Source organism: Sphingomonas sp. FW306-1B-B10E (assembly GCF_058782005.1).
This window is the reverse complement of record NZ_JBYSXG010000045.1, coordinates 20,948-38,444: the sequence shown is the minus strand read 5'-3', so window position 1 is coordinate 38,444 and position 17,497 is coordinate 20,948. Positions and strand designations below refer to the sequence as shown.

17 protein-coding genes are annotated in these 17,497 nt (G+C 66.4%); 7 read left to right on the top strand and 10 right to left on the bottom strand.

Annotated elements, in window-relative coordinates:
* Positions 1–105: 105 nt before the first annotated feature.
* The 6 genes from AC3WJI_RS16380 to AC3WJI_RS16355 are packed head-to-tail and all read left to right on the top strand — an operon-like array spanning position 106 to position 5,023.
* Positions 106–951, top strand: coding sequence for an AAA family ATPase (locus AC3WJI_RS16380; RefSeq protein ID WP_492758348.1), 846 nt, complete (start codon positions 106–108; stop codon positions 949–951).
* Entirely contained in the window at positions 948–1,388 is a 441-nt protein-coding gene (locus tag AC3WJI_RS16375) for a GFA family protein (protein ID WP_492758347.1), read from the top strand. The genes AC3WJI_RS16380 and AC3WJI_RS16375 overlap by 4 nt, the downstream gene beginning before the upstream one ends.
* 60 nt (positions 1,389–1,448) lie before the next feature.
* Positions 1,449–2,021 carry a CHAP domain-containing protein gene (locus AC3WJI_RS16370; RefSeq protein ID WP_492758346.1) on the top strand — a complete coding sequence of 191 codons (573 nt, stop codon included), beginning with the start codon at positions 1,449–1,451 and terminating at the stop codon, positions 2,019–2,021.
* Positions 2,022–2,057: 36 nt separating this feature from the next.
* Positions 2,058–3,452, top strand: coding sequence for a hypothetical protein (locus tag AC3WJI_RS16365; protein ID WP_492758345.1), 1,395 nt, complete (start codon positions 2,058–2,060; stop codon positions 3,450–3,452).
* 9 nt (positions 3,453–3,461) lie between these two features.
* Positions 3,462–4,640, top strand: a complete 1,179-nt coding sequence (locus AC3WJI_RS16360) for a vWA domain-containing protein (RefSeq protein WP_492758344.1) — start codon at positions 3,462–3,464, stop codon at positions 4,638–4,640.
* Complete coding sequence (locus AC3WJI_RS16355) at positions 4,637–5,023, top strand: hypothetical protein (RefSeq protein WP_492758343.1); 387 nt, start codon at positions 4,637–4,639, stop codon at positions 5,021–5,023. The genes AC3WJI_RS16360 and AC3WJI_RS16355 overlap by 4 nt, the downstream gene beginning before the upstream one ends.
* A gap of 14 nt (positions 5,024–5,037) precedes the next feature.
* Here AC3WJI_RS16355 and AC3WJI_RS16350 read toward each other — a convergent pair whose 3' ends face one another.
* Positions 5,038–5,331: an Hpt domain-containing protein gene (locus AC3WJI_RS16350; RefSeq protein WP_492758342.1), complete on the bottom strand. Its 294-nt coding sequence runs from the start codon at positions 5,329–5,331 to the stop codon at positions 5,038–5,040.
* 78 nt (positions 5,332–5,409) lie between these two features.
* On the opposite strand from AC3WJI_RS16350, the gene AC3WJI_RS16345 reads away from it, so the two are divergent.
* Positions 5,410–7,701 (top strand): coiled-coil domain-containing protein, encoded by a 2,292-nt coding sequence (locus AC3WJI_RS16345; RefSeq protein WP_492758341.1) that lies wholly within the window; start codon positions 5,410–5,412, stop codon positions 7,699–7,701.
* 277 nt (positions 7,702–7,978) lie between these two features.
* Here the strand turns inward: AC3WJI_RS16345 and AC3WJI_RS16340 are convergent, their stop codons facing one another.
* From AC3WJI_RS16340 to AC3WJI_RS16300, 9 genes are read right to left on the bottom strand one after another with little or no spacing between them, the layout of a single operon-like run.
* Positions 7,979–8,242, bottom strand: a complete 264-nt coding sequence (locus tag AC3WJI_RS16340) for a DUF1467 family protein (RefSeq protein WP_492758340.1) — start codon at positions 8,240–8,242, stop codon at positions 7,979–7,981.
* 4 nt (positions 8,243–8,246) lie between these two features.
* On the bottom strand, positions 8,247–9,881 hold the full coding sequence (locus AC3WJI_RS16335) for a ribonuclease J (RefSeq protein ID WP_492758339.1): 1,635 nt from the start codon (positions 9,879–9,881) through the stop codon (positions 8,247–8,249).
* Positions 9,882–10,664 (bottom strand): type III pantothenate kinase, encoded by a 783-nt coding sequence (locus AC3WJI_RS16330; protein ID WP_492758338.1) that lies wholly within the window; start codon positions 10,662–10,664, stop codon positions 9,882–9,884.
* 11 nt (positions 10,665–10,675) lie between these two features.
* Positions 10,676–11,389, bottom strand: coding sequence for a biotin--[acetyl-CoA-carboxylase] ligase (locus AC3WJI_RS16325; RefSeq protein WP_492758350.1), 714 nt, complete (start codon positions 11,387–11,389; stop codon positions 10,676–10,678).
* 47 nt (positions 11,390–11,436) lie between these two features.
* Complete coding sequence (gene nuoN, locus AC3WJI_RS16320; RefSeq protein ID WP_492758337.1) at positions 11,437–12,882, bottom strand: NADH-quinone oxidoreductase subunit NuoN; 1,446 nt, start codon at positions 12,880–12,882, stop codon at positions 11,437–11,439.
* Positions 12,882–14,462 carry an NADH-quinone oxidoreductase subunit M gene (locus tag AC3WJI_RS16315; RefSeq protein WP_492758336.1) on the bottom strand — a complete coding sequence of 527 codons (1,581 nt, stop codon included), beginning with the start codon at positions 14,460–14,462 and terminating at the stop codon, positions 12,882–12,884. Before AC3WJI_RS16315 ends, nuoN begins: the two co-directional genes overlap by 1 nt.
* Positions 14,459–16,570: an NADH-quinone oxidoreductase subunit L gene (nuoL, locus tag AC3WJI_RS16310; protein ID WP_492758335.1), complete on the bottom strand. Its 2,112-nt coding sequence runs from the start codon at positions 16,568–16,570 to the stop codon at positions 14,459–14,461. Before nuoL ends, AC3WJI_RS16315 begins: the two co-directional genes overlap by 4 nt.
* Complete coding sequence (gene nuoK / locus AC3WJI_RS16305) at positions 16,570–16,875, bottom strand: NADH-quinone oxidoreductase subunit NuoK (RefSeq protein WP_029724228.1); 306 nt, start codon at positions 16,873–16,875, stop codon at positions 16,570–16,572. The genes nuoL and nuoK overlap by 1 nt, the downstream gene beginning before the upstream one ends.
* The gene (locus AC3WJI_RS16300) at positions 16,872–17,483 is read right to left on the bottom strand and encodes an NADH-quinone oxidoreductase subunit J (RefSeq protein WP_492758334.1); all 612 of its coding nucleotides are present in this window, start codon (positions 17,481–17,483) and stop codon (positions 16,872–16,874) included. The genes nuoK and AC3WJI_RS16300 overlap by 4 nt, the downstream gene beginning before the upstream one ends.
* Positions 17,484–17,497: the final 14 nt, after the last annotated feature.

Sequence of the window (17,497 nt, the reverse complement as noted above, 5' to 3'; positions counted from 1 at the left end):
GCGTGAGCCGCGTGAGCCGCCCCGTCGCTCCCTCCCCTAACCCCTCCCGCAAGCGAGAGGGGAACAGGCTTGCGTCCTGCTACTGGCACACTCTATCCCCGCCGCATGCGCTTCGAAGGCACCCAAAGCTATGTCGCGACGGAGGACCTCAAGGTCGCCGTCAACGCGGCCGTCACTCTCCGCCGCCCATTGCTCGTCAAGGGCGAGCCCGGCACCGGCAAGACCGTCCTCGCTTATGAGATCGCCAAGGCGGTCGGCGCGCCGCTGATCGAGTGGAACGTCAAGTCGACCACCAAGGCGCAGCAGGGCCTCTACGAATATGACGCGGTCGCCCGGCTGCGCGACGGCCAGCTCGGCGACGAACGCGTCCACGACATCGCCAACTACATCCGCCGCGGCAAATTGTGGGAGGCGTTCACCGCGCCCAAGCTGCCGGTGCTGCTGATCGACGAGATCGACAAGGCCGATATCGAATTCCCCAACGACCTCCTCCAGGAGCTCGATCGCATGGAATTCCATGTCTACGAGACCAAGGAGACCGTCCGCGCCGCCGAGCGCCCGATCGTGGTGATCACCTCGAACAACGAGAAGGAATTGCCCGACGCGTTCCTGCGCCGCTGCTTCTTCCACTATATCAAGTTTCCCGACCGCGAGACGATGCAGGCGATCATCGACGTCCATTTCCCCGGCATCCAGAAGCTCCTGGTCAGCAAGGCGATGGACCTGTTCTACGAGGTCCGCGAAGTGCCGGGGCTCAAGAAGAAGCCGAGCACGTCCGAGCTGCTCGACTGGCTGAAACTGCTCCTCCACGAGGAGATGCCGCTCGACGTGCTCCAGTCGAAGGATCCGAGCAAGGCGATCCCGCCGCTCCACGGCGCGCTGCTCAAGAACGAGCAGGACGTGGTGCTGTTCGAGCGGCTCGCCTTCATGAGCCGGCGGCAGAGCAAGTGAGCCGCTATACCGGCCGTTGCGCCTGCGGTGCGGTCACCGCGACGATTTCGGGCGGGGCGGTGGCCGTGCGGCAATGCTGGTGCCGCCAGTGTCAGCGCATCGCCGCGGGCTCGCCGACCACCAATGCGATGTTCGCGACCCATGATGTCGCCATTACGGGCGAGTTGACGGCGACCTCCTATGTCGCTGCGAGCGGCAATACGCTCACCCAGCGCTTCTGCGGCAAATGCGGGACGCAGGTGATGGGCGAATCCTCTGCGCGGCCGCAGTTCCGCACGCTGCGCTTGGGCTTTCTCGACGCGCCCAACGACCTTGCCCCGCAAGTCGCGATCTGGACCGAGGACGCGCCCGCCTGGGCAGTGATCGATCCGAAGCTCGAGACGTTCCCACGCCAGCCGCCGCCCCCGCCGAGCATATCGGCTCCGAAACAGAGTTAACGCTTTTTTAACCAGTTCGCGATACTCGGCGCTCGGGGGGGTGCTTTACGGTGCCCTTGTATGCGTTGCTTTGCGTTCTCGATCGCACTCGCCGCCGCCACGCTCGCGGCCCTTCCCGCGCAGGCGCAGTCGCTTCTAGAATATGTCGGCCAATGCGTGCCCTTCGCCCGTCAGGCGTCGGGCATCCAGATCTATGGCGACGCTTGGACCTGGTGGGACCAGGCCGAGGGCCGCTACCAGCGGGGCCACAAGCCGCGTGTCGGCGCGGTACTCGCTTTCTCGAAGAGCGCGCGGCTCCAGCTCGGTCATGTCGCGGTGGTCAGCCGCATCGTCGACAAGCGCGTGCTGATGGTCACCCACGCCAATTGGTCGCGGCTCAACGGCAAGCGCGGCCATGCCGAGCAGGACGTCACCTTGTTCGACGTCTCGCCGCGCGGCGACTGGAGCCTGGTCAAGGTCTGGTACCGCGACACCAACGGCCTGGGCAGCTCGATCTACCCCGCGCACGGCTTCATCTACGGCACCCCCGATCCCTCCGCCGGGACGGGCGTGCGCCCTGCCCGCCCCGCCGCCGAACTGAGCAGCCGCCAGCCCGATTATGTCGGCTCGCTGATCGACGCCTATGCACGCTGACTTGTGCGGCCCGCGCGGCTGACGCAGGATAAGCGAATGCAGGGGGGAAGCGTCGACAGGCGAGTTTGGGGGCTGCTCGGCGCAATCGTGCTGCTCGGCCTGGCGCTGCGCATCGCCGGCGCGCAGGGCGGCTTGTGGCTCGACGAGGCGTGGTCGGCGAAGCAGGCGCACGATGCGGGCACGCCGTTGGGGGTGTTCCTCAACATCAACCACGACAACAACCACCATCTCAATTCGCTGTGGCTCCAGTTCGTCGGCTTCGATGCGCCGCCCTTGCTGGCGCGTGCATTGTCGATTGCGACGGGCACTGCCGCGATCCTCGTCGCCGCGATGATCGGCGCGCGCCGGAGCGTTGCGCTGGGCCTGGTCACTGCCCTGGTCTTCGCGATTTCGCCCGCGCTCGTCACGCTTGGCTCCGAAGCACGCGGCTATGCACCGATGTCGTTGGCGCTGCTCGCCGCGATCCTCCTGGTCGACCGCTGGCTGGCCGGCGAGGCCGAACGCAGCCCGGCAACCGCGCTCGCGATCGCCTTCTTCCTCGGCGCCTTTTCGCAGCTGATCGTGTTCTTCGGCTTTTGCGCGCTGGCGGGCTGGGTATTCTTCGCGCTGTGGAAGCGCGACGGGTGGAAGATGGCGATGATCGCCACCTTCAAGCTGTTTCTGCCGTCGCTGTTGGCCTTATCGCTGGTCGTGGCGATCATCCTCGGCGCCGCAGCCGCGCATAGCGGCTTCAAGTTCGGACGCTACGACCCTTACAGCACGATGGAATTGCTCCACGGCGTCTCGGAGCTCGTGCAATACACGCTCGGCCTGCCGGTAGTCAGCCTCTGGTGGTTCGTGGCGATCCCCGCGATCGTCGTGCTCGCGCCGTCCGCCGGGGTTTCGCGCATTGCCTTCCACCGGCTGGCGATCCTCGCCTTCCCGCTGGGCCTCGCCTTGCTGCGATCGGGCAACGTCGCGCACCCGCGTTATTATCTGCTGGTCGGCATCGCCCTGCTGATCCTGACCGCGGAATTTATCTGGCTCGGCTGGCGTGCGGGCGGCTGGAAGCGCTGGCTCGCGGCGGCGGCACTCGCCGCTTTCACCGTCGCCGCCTTGGCGTGCGACATCGACCTGGCAGTGAACCGACGCGGCGACATCGGCGCTGCGATCCGCGTGATGCACGCCCGCGCACCCAGCGGCGCAGCCCTGCTCCTCGACCGTGAAACCGGCATCGCCACGCTCGAAGCCGCTGCCGCTTCCGCGCACTATCCGCTCAAGGTCCAGCTTGAAGACTGCACCGCTGCCCGCTTCTTCCTCGCCGACCGCTTTAGAGGCGAGGACCCGCCGCAAACCGTCGCCCTGTGCGGCACGCGCTACATGCCCATCGTTGCGGTGCGCGCACATGGCATGTCGGGCACCCACTGGACGCTGTACGAGCGCCAGCCCTAGAAGGACGGCATGTTCTTCTCCTTCCTCGACGAGCTGCGCGCCGCCGGCATTCAGGCGAGCCTCAAGGAGCATCTCGTCCTGCTCGAGGCGCTCGACCGCGACGTGATCGAGCGTACGCCCGAGGCATTCTATTATCTCGCCCGCGCCACCTTCGTGAAGGACGAGGGCCTGCTGGACCGCTTCGACCAGGTATTCGCGAAGGTCTTCAAGGGCATCGCCACCACCTACGGCGTCGCCCCCGCCGACATCCCCGAGGACTGGCTCAAGGCGGTAGCCGAGAAATTCCTCACCCCCGAGGAAATGGCCGCGATCAAGGCGCTCGGTTCCTGGGACGAGATCATGGAGACGCTCAAGCAGCGCCTTGCCGAGCAGCACGAGCGGCACCAGGGCGGCAGCAAGTGGATCGGCACCGGCGGCACCTCGCCGTTCGGCAATGGCGGCTACAATCCGGAAGGCGTCCGCATCGGGGGGACAAGCAAGCACCAGCGCGCGATCAAGGTCTGGGACCAGCGCGAGTTCAAGAACCTCGACAGCACAAGGGAGCTCGGCACCCGCAACATCAAGGTCGCGCTGCGCCGCCTGCGCCGTTTCGCCCGCGAAGGCGCCGCCGACGAGCTCGATATCGACGCGACGATCGAGGGCACCGCCAAGCAAGGCTGGCTCGACGTCCGGATGCGCCCCGAACGTCACAACGCGGTCAAATTATTGCTCTTCCTCGATGTCGGCGGATCGATGGACCCCTTCGTCAAGCTCTGCGAGGAGCTGTTCTCGGCGGCTACAGCCGAGTTCAAGAACCTCGAATTCTTCTACTTCCACAACTGCCCGTACGAAGGCGTGTGGAAGGACAATCGCCGCCGCTTCACCGAACGCACGCCGACCTGGGACGTGCTCCACAAATACGGCCATGACTATAAATTGATCTTCGTCGGCGACGCCTCGATGAGCGCCTACGAGATCAGCCATCCCGGCGGCTCGGTCGAGCATTTCAACGAGGAGGCCGGCGGCGTTTGGCTTCAGCGGCTGGTCGACACCTATCCCGCCGCGGTCTGGCTCAACGTCCTTCCCGAGGCGCAATGGGGCTATACCCAATCGGTCGGCATCATCCGCGAGCTGATGCAGGACCGCATGTATCCGCTGACGCTGGCAGGACTGGACGACGCGATGCGCGAATTGAGCCGAAAAAGGTGAGCCGGATTGACGCCTGGATCGAGGCCTATGGGGTCCCCATCCACGGCTTCCTCGTGCTGGGTCCGCTGATAATCGGCGCTTACCCGATTACGGGATTCATCAATCCATTGTGGGGGAGCCTTTTCGGTTTCCCTCTATATGCGGCTGCAACCGGGCATCCTGTCTATGGTCCCCACCCTTGGACGGAGGCCGCCGCTTTCCTGCTCTGGCCATTGGTCATGATCGCAGTGATGGCTTGGGCATCGGGGAAATTGCTCCGAAGCCCGCGACCGTGGCGCGCCCCGCTCGTGATCCTCTGGGTTGTTTCGGCCTTTGCGGTCCTGCCGTTTCAAACGGCGATGGACCGGTTCCAAGGCTGGCCGATCTACGGTGCGTTCGAATAACGGGTTCGTGGAGATTACAGGCGGTCGATCGCCCGGTGCAGCCGGCGCAGCACCGCGCCGTCATGCGCGGGGCCGCTCACCGCTTCGCCGGCCAATGCCATCAGCCGCACTGCGCCAAAGCTCGCCGCCAGCCCCTTCAGCCGCAGCGCTGCGTCGGTCCAGCCGTCGGGTGTCTCGGCCGATTTCATCGCGCCGATGCAGCGCTTCACGCTGTCGAGGAAGGATTCGCGCAGCTCGGCAATCAGCTGGGGCTCGTCGCCCACTGCTGCTGCCAGCGTCGCATCGATTGCACCCGGATCATATGCCATGCGGCAGCGCTATCCGAACGAGGTTAATCACTGGTTTCCGCCGTTTTGCGATCTGTCCAAACATGGTACACATTCTCCATGACCGGGGGAAAACCAGCGCAAGCCGCATTCGCGCCGTCGAACGGCAATGAAGAACTCGTCCTTTCCGACCATTCGGCGCTGCCCGCGCCGCTGGAGGAACTCGGCCTCGACGAGGACACTGACGAGAGCCGCAGCCTCGGCTGGATCGCGCCGACCGCGGCGTGGGTCGCCGTCGCGATTTGGTTCGTCGTCGCAGGATGGCTGATCTGGCCGGCGATCGAACGCGGCATGGAACCCGTCGCGCTGATCCAGCTGATCGCCGCCTTGTGCGTGCCGCCGCTGCTGGTCGGCATCCTCTATCTGGTCGCGCTGCGCACCAGCCGCGCCGAGGCGCGCCGCTTCGGCGCGACTGCGCGCAAGATGCGGGCCGAGGCCGCGGCATTGGAGCGCGTGCTCGCGACGATCTCGCAGAAGGTCGCCGAGAACCACGCCGTGATCGCCGAGCACACCACCGCGCTGATCTCGCTCGGCGAGCGTGCGGCCGAGCGCGTCGAGGGCGCCGCCGGCATGGTTGAGCGCCAGGCGCAGCGCATGGACGGCGGCATCCACACCTTCGGCACTGCCATGGACCAGGCCGAGAAGCGCTTCGAGATCATCATGACGACCCTCCCGAAGGCGCATGACGAGATGCAGGGGCTCGCCGGGCGCATCGACGCCGCTGGCCTGCTTGCCAGCCAGCGCGCCGCGGCGCTCGACACCCAGCTAACCGCGCTTTCCGAACGGGGGCGCGAGGCCGACCAGATCGCCGGGGGCGCCGCCGAGCGCCTCGCCGCACACATCGCGCGAATGGAAGCGACCAGCGAGACCGCGAGCGTCCGGCTCGAGCAGGTCACCGAGCAGATGTCGGTCGCGGTCGATGCCGTGCTCGATCGCGCCGCGGGTGCGGTCGACGAGGCGCGCAAGGGCATCGCCACGCAGGGCGAGGCGATCCTCGCGATGCTCAGCGCCAATCAGGCCGCGCTCGATCGCGCCGGCCGTGACAGCGCAGAGGCGCTCGGCGAGCGCATGGCGGTGATCGAGCAGGCGATCGGCCGCGTCGGCGAACGCCTCGCCGAGGAGCAGGGCCGTGGCGACACGCTGTTTGCCGGACTGTCCGCCGGGGTCGACCGGCTCGACCGCGAGCTCCAGGTGCTCCACGCAGCGGGTACCGACCGCACCGAATCGCTCGCCGCTTCGATCAGCGCGCTGCAGGGCTCAACCGACGCGATGTCCGAGGCACTGCGCACCGGCGACCAGCTCGCGCGCAAGGTCATCGGCACGTCCGAGGACCTGCTGACGGCGCTCGACGCCTCGGCGCGCGAGATCGACGATACCCTGCCCGAGGCGCTGACCCGGCTCGATGCGCGGATCACCGCGAGCCGCCGGATCGTCGCCGGCGCCAAGCCTGAGCTGCTCGCGCTCGTCACTGCCGCGGAAAGCACGCATGACGCGATCGAGGCGATCGCCGATGTCGTCTCGCAGCAGCGCGACACGCTCGCCAAGACTCAGGCGTCTTTGCTCGACACGCTCGCCACCGGCAGCCAGCAGGCTGCGTCGCTCGGCGCGATCGTCGATGATACGATCGAGACGACGCGCCGCTTTGCCGAGACCGCGGCGCCGCAGCTCGTCGATGCCCTGATCAGCGTACGCGAGACCGCCAGCGCCGCGGCCGGCCATGCCCGCGAGGCGCTCGCCACGATCGTCCCCGGCGCCGCCTCGGCGCTCGAGGAAGCCAGCGGCGGCGCGCTCCGCCGCGTCGTCGACGCAACCGTGCGCCGCGAGATGACCGAGCTCGCCGACACCACCGAGGCTGCGGTCACCGCGGCGGCACGCGCCTCCGAGCGGCTCACCCAGCAGATGCTCGCACTCGCCGACACCACGTCGCGGCTAGAGGCGCGGATCGAGGAAGAGCGCGTCGACCGAGAGCGCGCCGACAGCGACAATTTCGCGCGGCGCACCACCTTGCTGATCGAGGCGCTCAACTCCGCCTCGATCGACATCGCCAAGGCGTTCTCCGCCGAAGTCACCGACAGCGCCTGGGCAGCCTATCTCAAGGGCGATCGCGGCGTCTTCACGCGCCGTGCGGTGCGGTTGCTCGACGCAGGGGATACGCGCGAGATCGTGCGGCTTTACGATGCCGATCCGGGGTTCAGCGAGCACGTCAATCGCTACATCCACGATTTCGAGGCGATGCTGCGCCACATTCTCTCGTTGCGCGACGGTTCGACCCTGGGCGTGACCCTGCTGTCGTCGGACATGGGCAAGCTCTATGTCGCGCTCGCCCAGGCGATCGAGCGGCTACGGACCTGACCCGCTCCCTCACCCGGGCGAAGGCCGGGGCCAGTTGCTCAGGTTTCTCGACGGCGCGGCGCCGCTGCAAGTCATCGATGCTGGCCCCGGCCTTCGCCAGGGTGGATTTGGTTCGGAGGCGCCGCCACTTCCAATGTAGGATTTGCCGTGCCAGCCTCGGGCACGGCTCTTTGACAATGTGGAAACCAGCGCCTTGCTAGTAGGAAATTCCATTGCGTCGGCGCGCAACCTTCGTTCACGAATCACTTGAAAAATGCGAAGTTAAGCTGGCACTTTCCTATCGGTGAACCCAATCGAGCGCCTCGGCCGTCACCCAGCCGTTGACGTAATTGAGGTAGAACAGCCCGAACAGGACGGTCGCGACGATCGTCGTGCGCAGCGCAATCTTGCGAGGATTGAACCCGTGCGGGGCGCTCTCGGCCTGGCCGGGGACCAGCTCGGCCCCCGCCTCGTGCGCCGTGCGGACCCCGAAGGGCAGCACGAGGAACACCGAGAACGCCCAGAACAGGATGTAGATCGCGAGCATCGACTGCCAGCGCATCGGATCAAAGCTCCACGATCAGCACGTCGACCACCGGCTTCTTGCCGGTGAAGCGCACCGCCGCGCGGCGCACTGCGAGCCGGACGCTCTCGCGCAGTTTCTCGATGTCGCGCCCATCCTTCTTCACCGCCTCGGCAGCCGCGCTGGCTGCCTCCTCAAGGAAAGTGTCGCGATCTTCTTCGACCGGCACGCCCTGCACCCGGATCTGCGGCACGCCCTTGAGCCGACCGCCCTGCACCGCCACCGCGACGGAGATCTGGCCGTACAGCGCGATCCGCCGCCGCTCGTTGATCGTCGTGCCGTCGGCGGGGAGGATGACGTCGCCGTCGAGCACCAGCCGCCCGGCATGCGCGTGACCGACCTGCTTAGGCGTGCCCGGTGCGAGCTTCCAGATGTCGCCATTGATCTGGTTGATCGCCTGCGGGACGCCCTGTTCGAGTGCGAAGCGCGCCTGCTCGTGCATATGCCGCACTTCGCCGTGCACCGGCAGGATGATCTCGGGCCGGATCCACTTGTACATCTCGGCGAGCTCGGGGCGCCCCGGATGGCCCGAGACGTGGACGAAGGCCTGGCGATCGGTGACGATCTCGACGCCCTTGGCGGCAAGGGTGTTCATGATCTTGCCGATCGCGATCTCGTTGCCCGGAATCTGGCGAGACGAGAACACTACCGTGTCGCCTGCGTGGAGCTTGAGGACATGGGTGTCCTCGGCGATGCGGTTGAGCGCGGCGCGCGGCTCGCCCTGCCCGCCGGTCGCGACGATCATCACCTGGTTGGGCGGCAGGCTCATCGCGGTGTCGAAGTCGATGGTGTCGGGGAAGTCACGGAGATAGCCGGTCGCCTTGGCGACGCGCAGGATCCGGTCGAGCGAGCGCCCCGCGACGCAGAGCTGGCGCCCGGTATCGGCGGCGACCTCGCCCAGCGTTTGCAGCCGCGCCGCGTTCGAGGCGAAAGTGGTGACGAGCACGCGCCCCTTGATCGCAGCGACGACCTCGTCGAGCCCCTTGCGCACATCGCCCTCGGAACCAGAGGCCTCGGGGTTGAACACGTTGGTCGAATCGCAGACCAGCGCAAGCACGCCCTGGTCGCCGATCGCGGTCAATTCCTCCGCGGTGGACTGCCCGCCCAGTGCCGGGGACTCATCGAGCTTCCAGTCGCCGGTGTGAAAGACCTTGCCGTACGGCGTTTCGATCAGAATCGCATTGCCCTCGGGGATCGAGTGGGCGAGCGGCATATAGGTCATCGTGAACGGGCCGACGCTGAACGGCCCCTCTTCCTTGACGACATTGAGCTCGACCTGGTCGGTGATGCCCTCTTCCTCGAGCTTGCCGTAGATAAGCCCCGCGGTGAACGGCGTCGCGTAGAGCGGCACGCCGAGATCGGCGGCGAGATAGGGCAAGGCGCCGATATGGTCCTCATGGCCGTGGGTCAGCACGATGCCGAGCAGGTCGTCGAGCCGCTCCTCGATGAACTGGAGGTCGGGCAGGATGACGTCGACGCCTGGATAGTTCGCGTCGCCGAAGGTGATGCCGCAATCGACCATCAGCCACTTGCCCTGCGTGCCGTAGAGATTGACGTTCATGCCGATCTCGCCCGAGCCGCCGAGCGCGAGGAAGAGGAGTTCGTTACCTGGAGTCACTTAATTTCCTTGCTGGCTGCGTTCCCACAGCATGGCCAACCCCTGGATGGTGAGGTCGGGTTCGATCGTGTCGAAGACCGATGTATGCTTTTCGAAGAGCACCGCCAGCCCGCCGGTGGCGATGACCTTGAGCGGGCGCCCGACCTCGGCCTTGAGCCGGGCGACGAGGCCCTCGATCATCGCGACATAGCCCCAATAGATGCCGATATGCATCTGGTCGACCGTGTTGCGTCCGACCACGCTGGTCTTCTCGGGCGCCGAAATCGCGATGCGCGGCAACTTGGCGGCCGCGGTGACCAAAGCGTCGAGCGACAGATTGATCCCCGGCGCGATGATTCCGCCTTTGTAGGCGCCGCTATAGTCGACCAGCTCGAAGGTCGTGGCGGTGCCGAAATCGATGACGATCAGATCGCCTTCGTGGCGGGCATGCGCCGCGATCATGTTGAGCGCGCGGTCCGCGCCCAGGCTCCCGGGCTCCTCCACATCGAGCGCGAAGCCCCATTCGGCGCTGCCTTGGCCTGCGATCACCGCCTCGGTTTTGAAATACTTGCTGCTCAGCACCTGGAGGTTGTGGAGCGCACGCGGCACCACCGTCGCGACGATCACGCCGGTCACCGCCGAGCGGTCATAGCCTTCGAGGCTGAGCAACTGGCTCAGCCACACCGCGTATTCGTCGGCGGTACGGCGCGGATCGGTAGCGATACGCCAGCGCGCGCGAATCTCGCCGCCTTCGAGGAGCGCGAACACGACATTGGTGTTGCCGGCATCGACGGCGAGCAGCATTTGCCTCTCCTTCAGAGCAGGAACACGTCGCCGGCGTGAATGACACGGGCCGAGCCATCGGCCAAGCGCAGGATGAGCGCACCCTGGGGATCGAGCCCGCCGAACAGGCCATCGATCGCGCTGCCGTCCGCGAGCCGGGCAGTGAGCGCGGTGCCGATCGGATGCGCGCGGGCCAGCCAGCGCTCGCGAACCGGCGCGATCCCGTCGCGCCATCGCGACAGCCAGCGCGCGAAGCTTTCGGCAAGCGTGTCGGCGAAGATCGCCGGGTCGGGCGCAGGGCTGTGCTCGGCGAGGCTGGTGGCGGGGCGCTCGAGATCGACCGGATGATGCGCGAGATTGACCCCGAAGCCGATCACCACCGCGTCGTCGGCACGCTCAAGCAGGATGCCGGAGAGCTTGGCGCCGTCGAGAAGCAGGTCGTTAGGCCATTTCAGCAGAACTCCACCCTGGCGACGGCCGGGTACCAGTTGCGAACTGCCCGAAGCTGGGCCCCGGCCTTCGCCGGGGAACAGGAAGACCGATACTGTCTCTTCCAGTGCGACCGCCGCGACCAACGCCAGCGTCGCCGCGGGTGGCTCGCCCGGGCGCACCCGGACGAGCGTGGAAACGTGCAAATTACCCTCGGGCGATGCCCAGGCCCTGCCCTGCCGTCCCCTGCCCCCGGTCTGCCGCTCGGCGCGCAACCACAACCCCTCGGCCGCGCCGTTCCGAGCCAGCTCCAGCATGTCGGCATTGGTCGAGCCCGTCTCGGCGACGGTCCGGACGACGTGGCTCAGAACAGCGCCTTCGCGGCGAGCGTCGTCCACGCGCCCAGCACCGGGATCAGCAGATAGCCGAGCGGCGAGACGAACGCCGCGGTCAGCACGATCAGGCCGCCCTCGACCGGGTCGGTCCGCCCCTCGAACGCCGGCGCCGGCTCATCGAAGTACATCGTCTTGACGATCTTGAGGTAGTAGAAGGCACCGATCGTCGACGCTGCGATGCCGACCACCGCCAGCGGGAACAGGCCGGCCGCGACCGCAGCCTCGAACACCGCGAACTTGGCGTAGAAGCCGAACAAAGGCGGGATGCCGGCAAGGCTGAACATGAAGATCGCCAGCGCCAGCGCCAGAGCGGGCCGTGTCCGCGACATGCCCGACAGGCTGGCGATGCTCTCGACCGGCTCGCCATCAGGGCCGCGCATCTGCAGCACCACCAGGAACGAGCCCAGCGTCATCACGACGTAGATCGTCATATAGACGAGCACCCCCGCGATCCCGCGCTCGGTGCCGGCAGCCAAGCCGATCAGCGCGAAACCGACATTGTTGATCGACGAGTAAGCGAGCAGCCGCTTGATGTTGTTCTGGCCAATCGCCGCAACCGCGCCCAGCAGGATCGACGCGAGCGCCGCGAAGATCACGATCTGGCGCCAATCGTGCAGCGCCGGACCCATCGCCTCGACCGCGACCCGCACCGCGAGCGCGATCGCCGCAACCTTGGGCGCCGATGCGAAGAACGCCGTCACCGGGGTCGGCGCGCCTTCGTAAACGTCGGGCGTCCACATGTGGAATGGCACCGCGCTCATCTTGAAGGCGAGCCCAGCGAACACGAACACCAGACCGAACATCAGCCCGATCGAGCGCCCGCCGGCATAGGCCTGGGCGATCCCGTCAAACAGAGTCGTTCCCGAGAAGCCGTAGACCAAGCTGATGCCGTACAGCAGGATGCCGGAGGCAAGCGCGCCCAGAACGAAATATTTGAGGCCAGCTTCGGCTGAGCGCGTATCGCGACGCATGAAGCTCGCCAGCACATAGGCCGAAAGGCTCTGCAGCTCGAGCCCGACATAGAGCGTGAGCAGGTCGCCGGCGGAGACCATCATCCCCATGCCTGCGGCCGAGAGCAGGATCAGCACCGGATATTCGGGCCGAAGGTCGTCGCCCGAAGTGCGCTGGAAGAAGCGCGGCGCGATCAGGATCGATACGGCAGCCGCCGCGAAGATCAGTACCTTGGCGAAGGCGGCGAACATGTCCGCGCGGTACAGCCCGCCATAAGCTTGGCCGCCGGCCGACGCCGGCCCCGCGAGCGCGATTCCTGCGCCAATCAGCACCGCGACCGAGGCCCAGCTCACCAGCTTGGTCGAACCGTGGCCGCCCCATGCCGCGACGAGCATCAGCAGGATCGCGCCGACCGCCAGCACCAACTCGGGCAGGCTCATCAGCAATTGCGTCGAATAATCCATCAGCGCGCACCCCCATGCGCAGGGGCGGCAGCCGCTTCATGGCCTTCACCATGCGCCGGCGCCGCAGCGGGGTTACCAGGAGTAGGCTGCGAGTCGCCGGCTGGAGCCGCGCGCGACAGCCGCTCGACGAGACGCGCGGTATCGGCGCGCATGGGCGCGAGGAAGCTCTCGGGATAGACGCCCATCCACAGCACCGCGGCGGCGATCGGCCCGAGCAAGGCGAGCTCGCGCAGCGACAGGTCGGGCATCGCACGGACGTCTTCCTTGGTCAGCTCGCCCCACACCACGCGGCGGAACAGCCACAGCATGTACGCGGCCCCGAGGATGATACCGGTGGTGCCGAGCAAAGCGGTCAGCGTCGAAACCTTGTACACGCCCGCGAGCCCGAGGAACTCCCCGACGAAGTTGCTGGTGCCCGGCAGGCCGACCGAGGCCATGGTGAACAGCAGGAACAAGGTCGCGTAGCGCGGCATGTTGATCGCGAGGCCGCCATAACGGTCGATCTCGCGGGTATGCAGCCGGTCGTAGATCACCCCGACGCAGAGGAACAGCGCGCCCGAGACGAGGCCGTGGCCGAGCATCACCATCATCGCGCCGTCGATGCCCTGCGGATTGAAGGCGAACAGCCCCATCGTCACGATCGCCATATGCGCGACCGATGAATAGGCGATCAGCTTCTTCATGTCCGACTGCACCAAAGCGACGAGCGACGTGTAGACCACCGCGACGCAGGAGAGCGCAAAAACCAGCCACATCAGTTGCGCCGAGGCTTCGGGGAACATCGGCAGCGAGAAGCGCAGGAAGCCGTAGCCGCCGAGCTTGAGCAGCACGCCCGCCAGGATCACCGACCCCGCGGTCGGCGCCTGGACGTGCGCGTCGGGAAGCCAGGTGTGGACCGGCCACATCGGCATCTTGACCGCGAAGGAGGCGAAGAAGGCCAGCCACAGCCAGGTCTGCACCTGCGCCGGGAAGTCGTGCGCCATCAGTGCCGGGATGCTCGAGGTGCCGGCGTCCATCGCCATGTAGAGCATTGCGATCAGCATCACGAGCGAACCGAGCAGCGTGTACAGGAAGAACTTGTACGACGCGTAGATGCGGTTCGCACCGCCCCAGATCCCGATGATCAGGAACATCGGGATGAGGCCGCCTTCGAAGAAGAAGTAGAACAGGAAGATGTCCTGCGCCGCGAAGGTGCCGATCATCAGCAACTCGGTGGCGAGCATCGCGGCCATGTACTCGGGCACGCGCTTCTCGATCGCCTGCCAGCTGGCGCCGATGCAGATCGGCATCAGGAACACCGAGAGCATGATCAGCATCAGCGCATAGCCGTCGATGCCCATCGCCCAGGCGATGTTCACGCCTTCGGGCTTGCCGAACAGCGCGGCGTACTCGACGAACTGCCATTGCGGCGCGTCGGGGCCGACCTGGAAGTTCGCCCACAGCACCACGCCCAGCGCGAAATCGACCAAGGTCGCGATCAGCGCGATCCAGCGCGCAGCCTGCGCATTGGCGAACAGGCACGCCACCGCCGCGACGGCGGGGACGGCGAGCATCAGGGTGAGGATCGGGAAGCCGCTCATCCTGCGATCACCCAGGTCAGCGCCGCAGTGAGGCCGATCAGCATGATGAACGCATAGGTGTAGAGATATCCCGATTGCAGCCTGACCGCGCCGACGCTGCCGAGGCGGATGAGATTGGCGAGCCCGTTGGGGCCGAAGCGGTCGATGGTCCTCTCGTCGCCCGCCTTCCACAGGACGCGGCCGATGGCGAATGCCGGGCGCACGAACAGGAAGGTGTAGAGCTCGTCGAAATACCATTTGTTGAGCAGGAAGGTGTAGAGCCCGCGGAAGTGGCCCGCGATCTGTGCGGCGAGGCCGGGCTTGCCGATATAGGCGTACCACGAGAAGCCCAGACCGAGCAGCATCGCGATCGTCGCGGAGAGCTTCACGCCCAGCGGCACCCCGTGCATCGCGTGCATCAAATGCTCGTTGAACGCGAGCGCGCCGTTCCAGAAGTGCGCGCCCTCTTCCGCCTCGATGAAGAAGCCGTGGAAGACGAAGCCCGCGGCGATCGCGCCGATCGACAGCAGCAGCAGCGGCAGCAGCATGACCAGCGGGCTTTCATGCGGGTGATAGCCGGCGGTGCCCTCATGGCCATGGTCGTCATGGACGGCGTGGTGCGCGTCGGGCGCATGCCCGGCATCTTCCTGCGCAGGCGCGTTGGCCTCCTCGCTGCCATGACCGTGCGTGTCGTGCGCGTCATGGCCGTGCGCATCGTGCACCGCGTGCTGGATGTGCTCCGAACCCGCCCAGCGCGGCGCGCCGTAGAAAGTCAGAAACACTAGGCGCCACGAATAGAAGCTGGTGAGCAAGGCGACGAACACGCCGACCCAGAAGGCGCTCGGCACGCCCGCGGCCCAGGCCGCCTCGATGATCGCATCCTTCGAGTGGAAGCCGGCAAAGCCGATCGCGAGCGAGTTGCCGAACACCGCCGGCAGTCCGACGCCGGTGATCGCGAGCGTGCCCGCCATCATCGTCCAGAAGGTGATCGGGATGTGCTTTCTAAGGCCGCCATAGAAGCGCATGTCCTGCTCGTGGTGCATCGCATGGATCACCGAGCCGGCGCCGAGGAACAGCAGTGCCTTGAAGAAGGCGTGCGTGAACAAATGGAACATCGCCGCGCCATAGGCACCGACGCCCGCGGCGAAGAACATGTAGCCGAGCTGCGAGCAGGTCGAATAGGCGATGACGCGCTTGATGTCGGTCTGGACGAGGCCGACGGTCGCGGCGAACAGGCAGGTCGCGGCGCCGACAAAGGTCACCACGCCCATCGCCACCGGGCTCATCTCGAACATCGGCGACATGCGGCAGACCATGAACACGCCCGCGGTGACCATCGTCGCCGCGTGGATCAGCGCCGACACCGGGGTCGGGCCTTCCATCGCGTCGGGAAGCCAGGTGTGCAGTCCGAGCTGCGCCGACTTGCCCATCGCGCCGACGAACAGCAGCAGGCAGAGCACCGTCAGCGTGTCGAAGCGGTGGCCCAGGAAGCCGATCGTCGAGCCGGCCATGTTGGGTGCCGCGGCGAGGATCTCGGGGATCGAGACGGTACCGAAGACGAGGAAAGTGCCGAAGATGCCGAGCATGAAGCCCAGGTCACCCACACGGTTGACCACGAACGCCTTGATCGCGGCGGCATTGGCGCTCGGCTTGCGAAACCAGAAGCCGATCAGCAGATACGAGGCGAGGCCCACGCCTTCCCAGCCAAAGAACATCTGGACGAGGTTGTTCGCGGTCACCAGCATCAGCATCGCGAAGGTGAACAGCGACAGATAGGCGAAGAAGCGCGGCTGGTCCGGGTCCTCGCTCATATAGCCCCAGCTATAGAGGTGGACGAGCGCCGAGACGCTGGTGATCACCACGAGCATCACCGCGGTGAGCGCGTCGACGCGCAGCTCCCAGGTGAAGTGCATCGTGCCCGAGCTCACCCAGTGCAGCACCGGGGTCACCGTCGGCTCGATGCCGCCGTGGAGATATTCAACGAAGATCGGCCAGGACAATGCGCACGACACGAGCAGCGCGCCGGTGGTCAGCACCTTGGGCACCACGCTGCCGAACGCCTTGTTCGACAGGCCGGCGATCACCGCCGCGAGCAGCGGCAGGAATACGATAAGCAGGATCGGCGACATCAGCCCTTCATCCGATTGACGTCGTCGACCGAGATCGTGCCCCGGCTTCGGAAGTAGATAACGAGAATGGCGAGCCCGATCGCAGCCTCACCCGCGGCGACGGTCAGCACGAACATCGCGAAGACCTGGCCGACGAGGTCACCCAGCGCCGCCGAGAAGGCGACCAGGTTGAGGTTCACCGCGAGCAGGATGAGCTCGATCGCCATCAGGATGACGATGAGGTTCTTCCGGTTCATGAAGATGCCGAGCACGCCGAGCGTGAACAGGATCGCACTGACGACGAGATAATGGGTGACGCCGATCACAGCTCGACCCCCTGCCCGACCGGCGGGTTCATGTTGCGGGTAGCGTCCTTGGCGCGGCGGTTGATCTGGCGGTTGATGTTCTGCGGGCGGACATCGCTGCGCTGGCGATAGGTCAGCACGATCGCGCCGATCATCGCGACGAGCAGCACGAGGCCGGCGCCTTCGAAGATGAACAGATAGCGCGTGTAGAGTAGGTGCCCGATCGCCTCGATATTGGGCACGCCGCCCTCAATCGGCGCGATGCGGCGGCCGAGCTGGAGCCCGCCGGCGCCATAGGCACCGATCGCGATGATGATCTCGGCGACCAGCGCGACGGCAAGCGCGAGGCCGATCGCGGCGTAGCGCATCACGCCCGCGCGCAGTTCGGCGAAGTCGATGTCGAGCATCATCACGACGAACAGGAAGAGCACCGCGACCGCGCCAACATAGACGATGACGAGCAGCATCGCGATGAACTCGGCGCCCGCGAGCACCATCAGCCCCGCCGCATTGAAGAAAGCGAGGATGAGCCAGAGCACCGAATGCACCGGATTGCGCGACAGGATCGTCAGCGCCCCGGAGGCGATGACGACCACTGCGAACAGGTAAAAGGCGATGAGTTGGATCACGGAATCAGACGGCC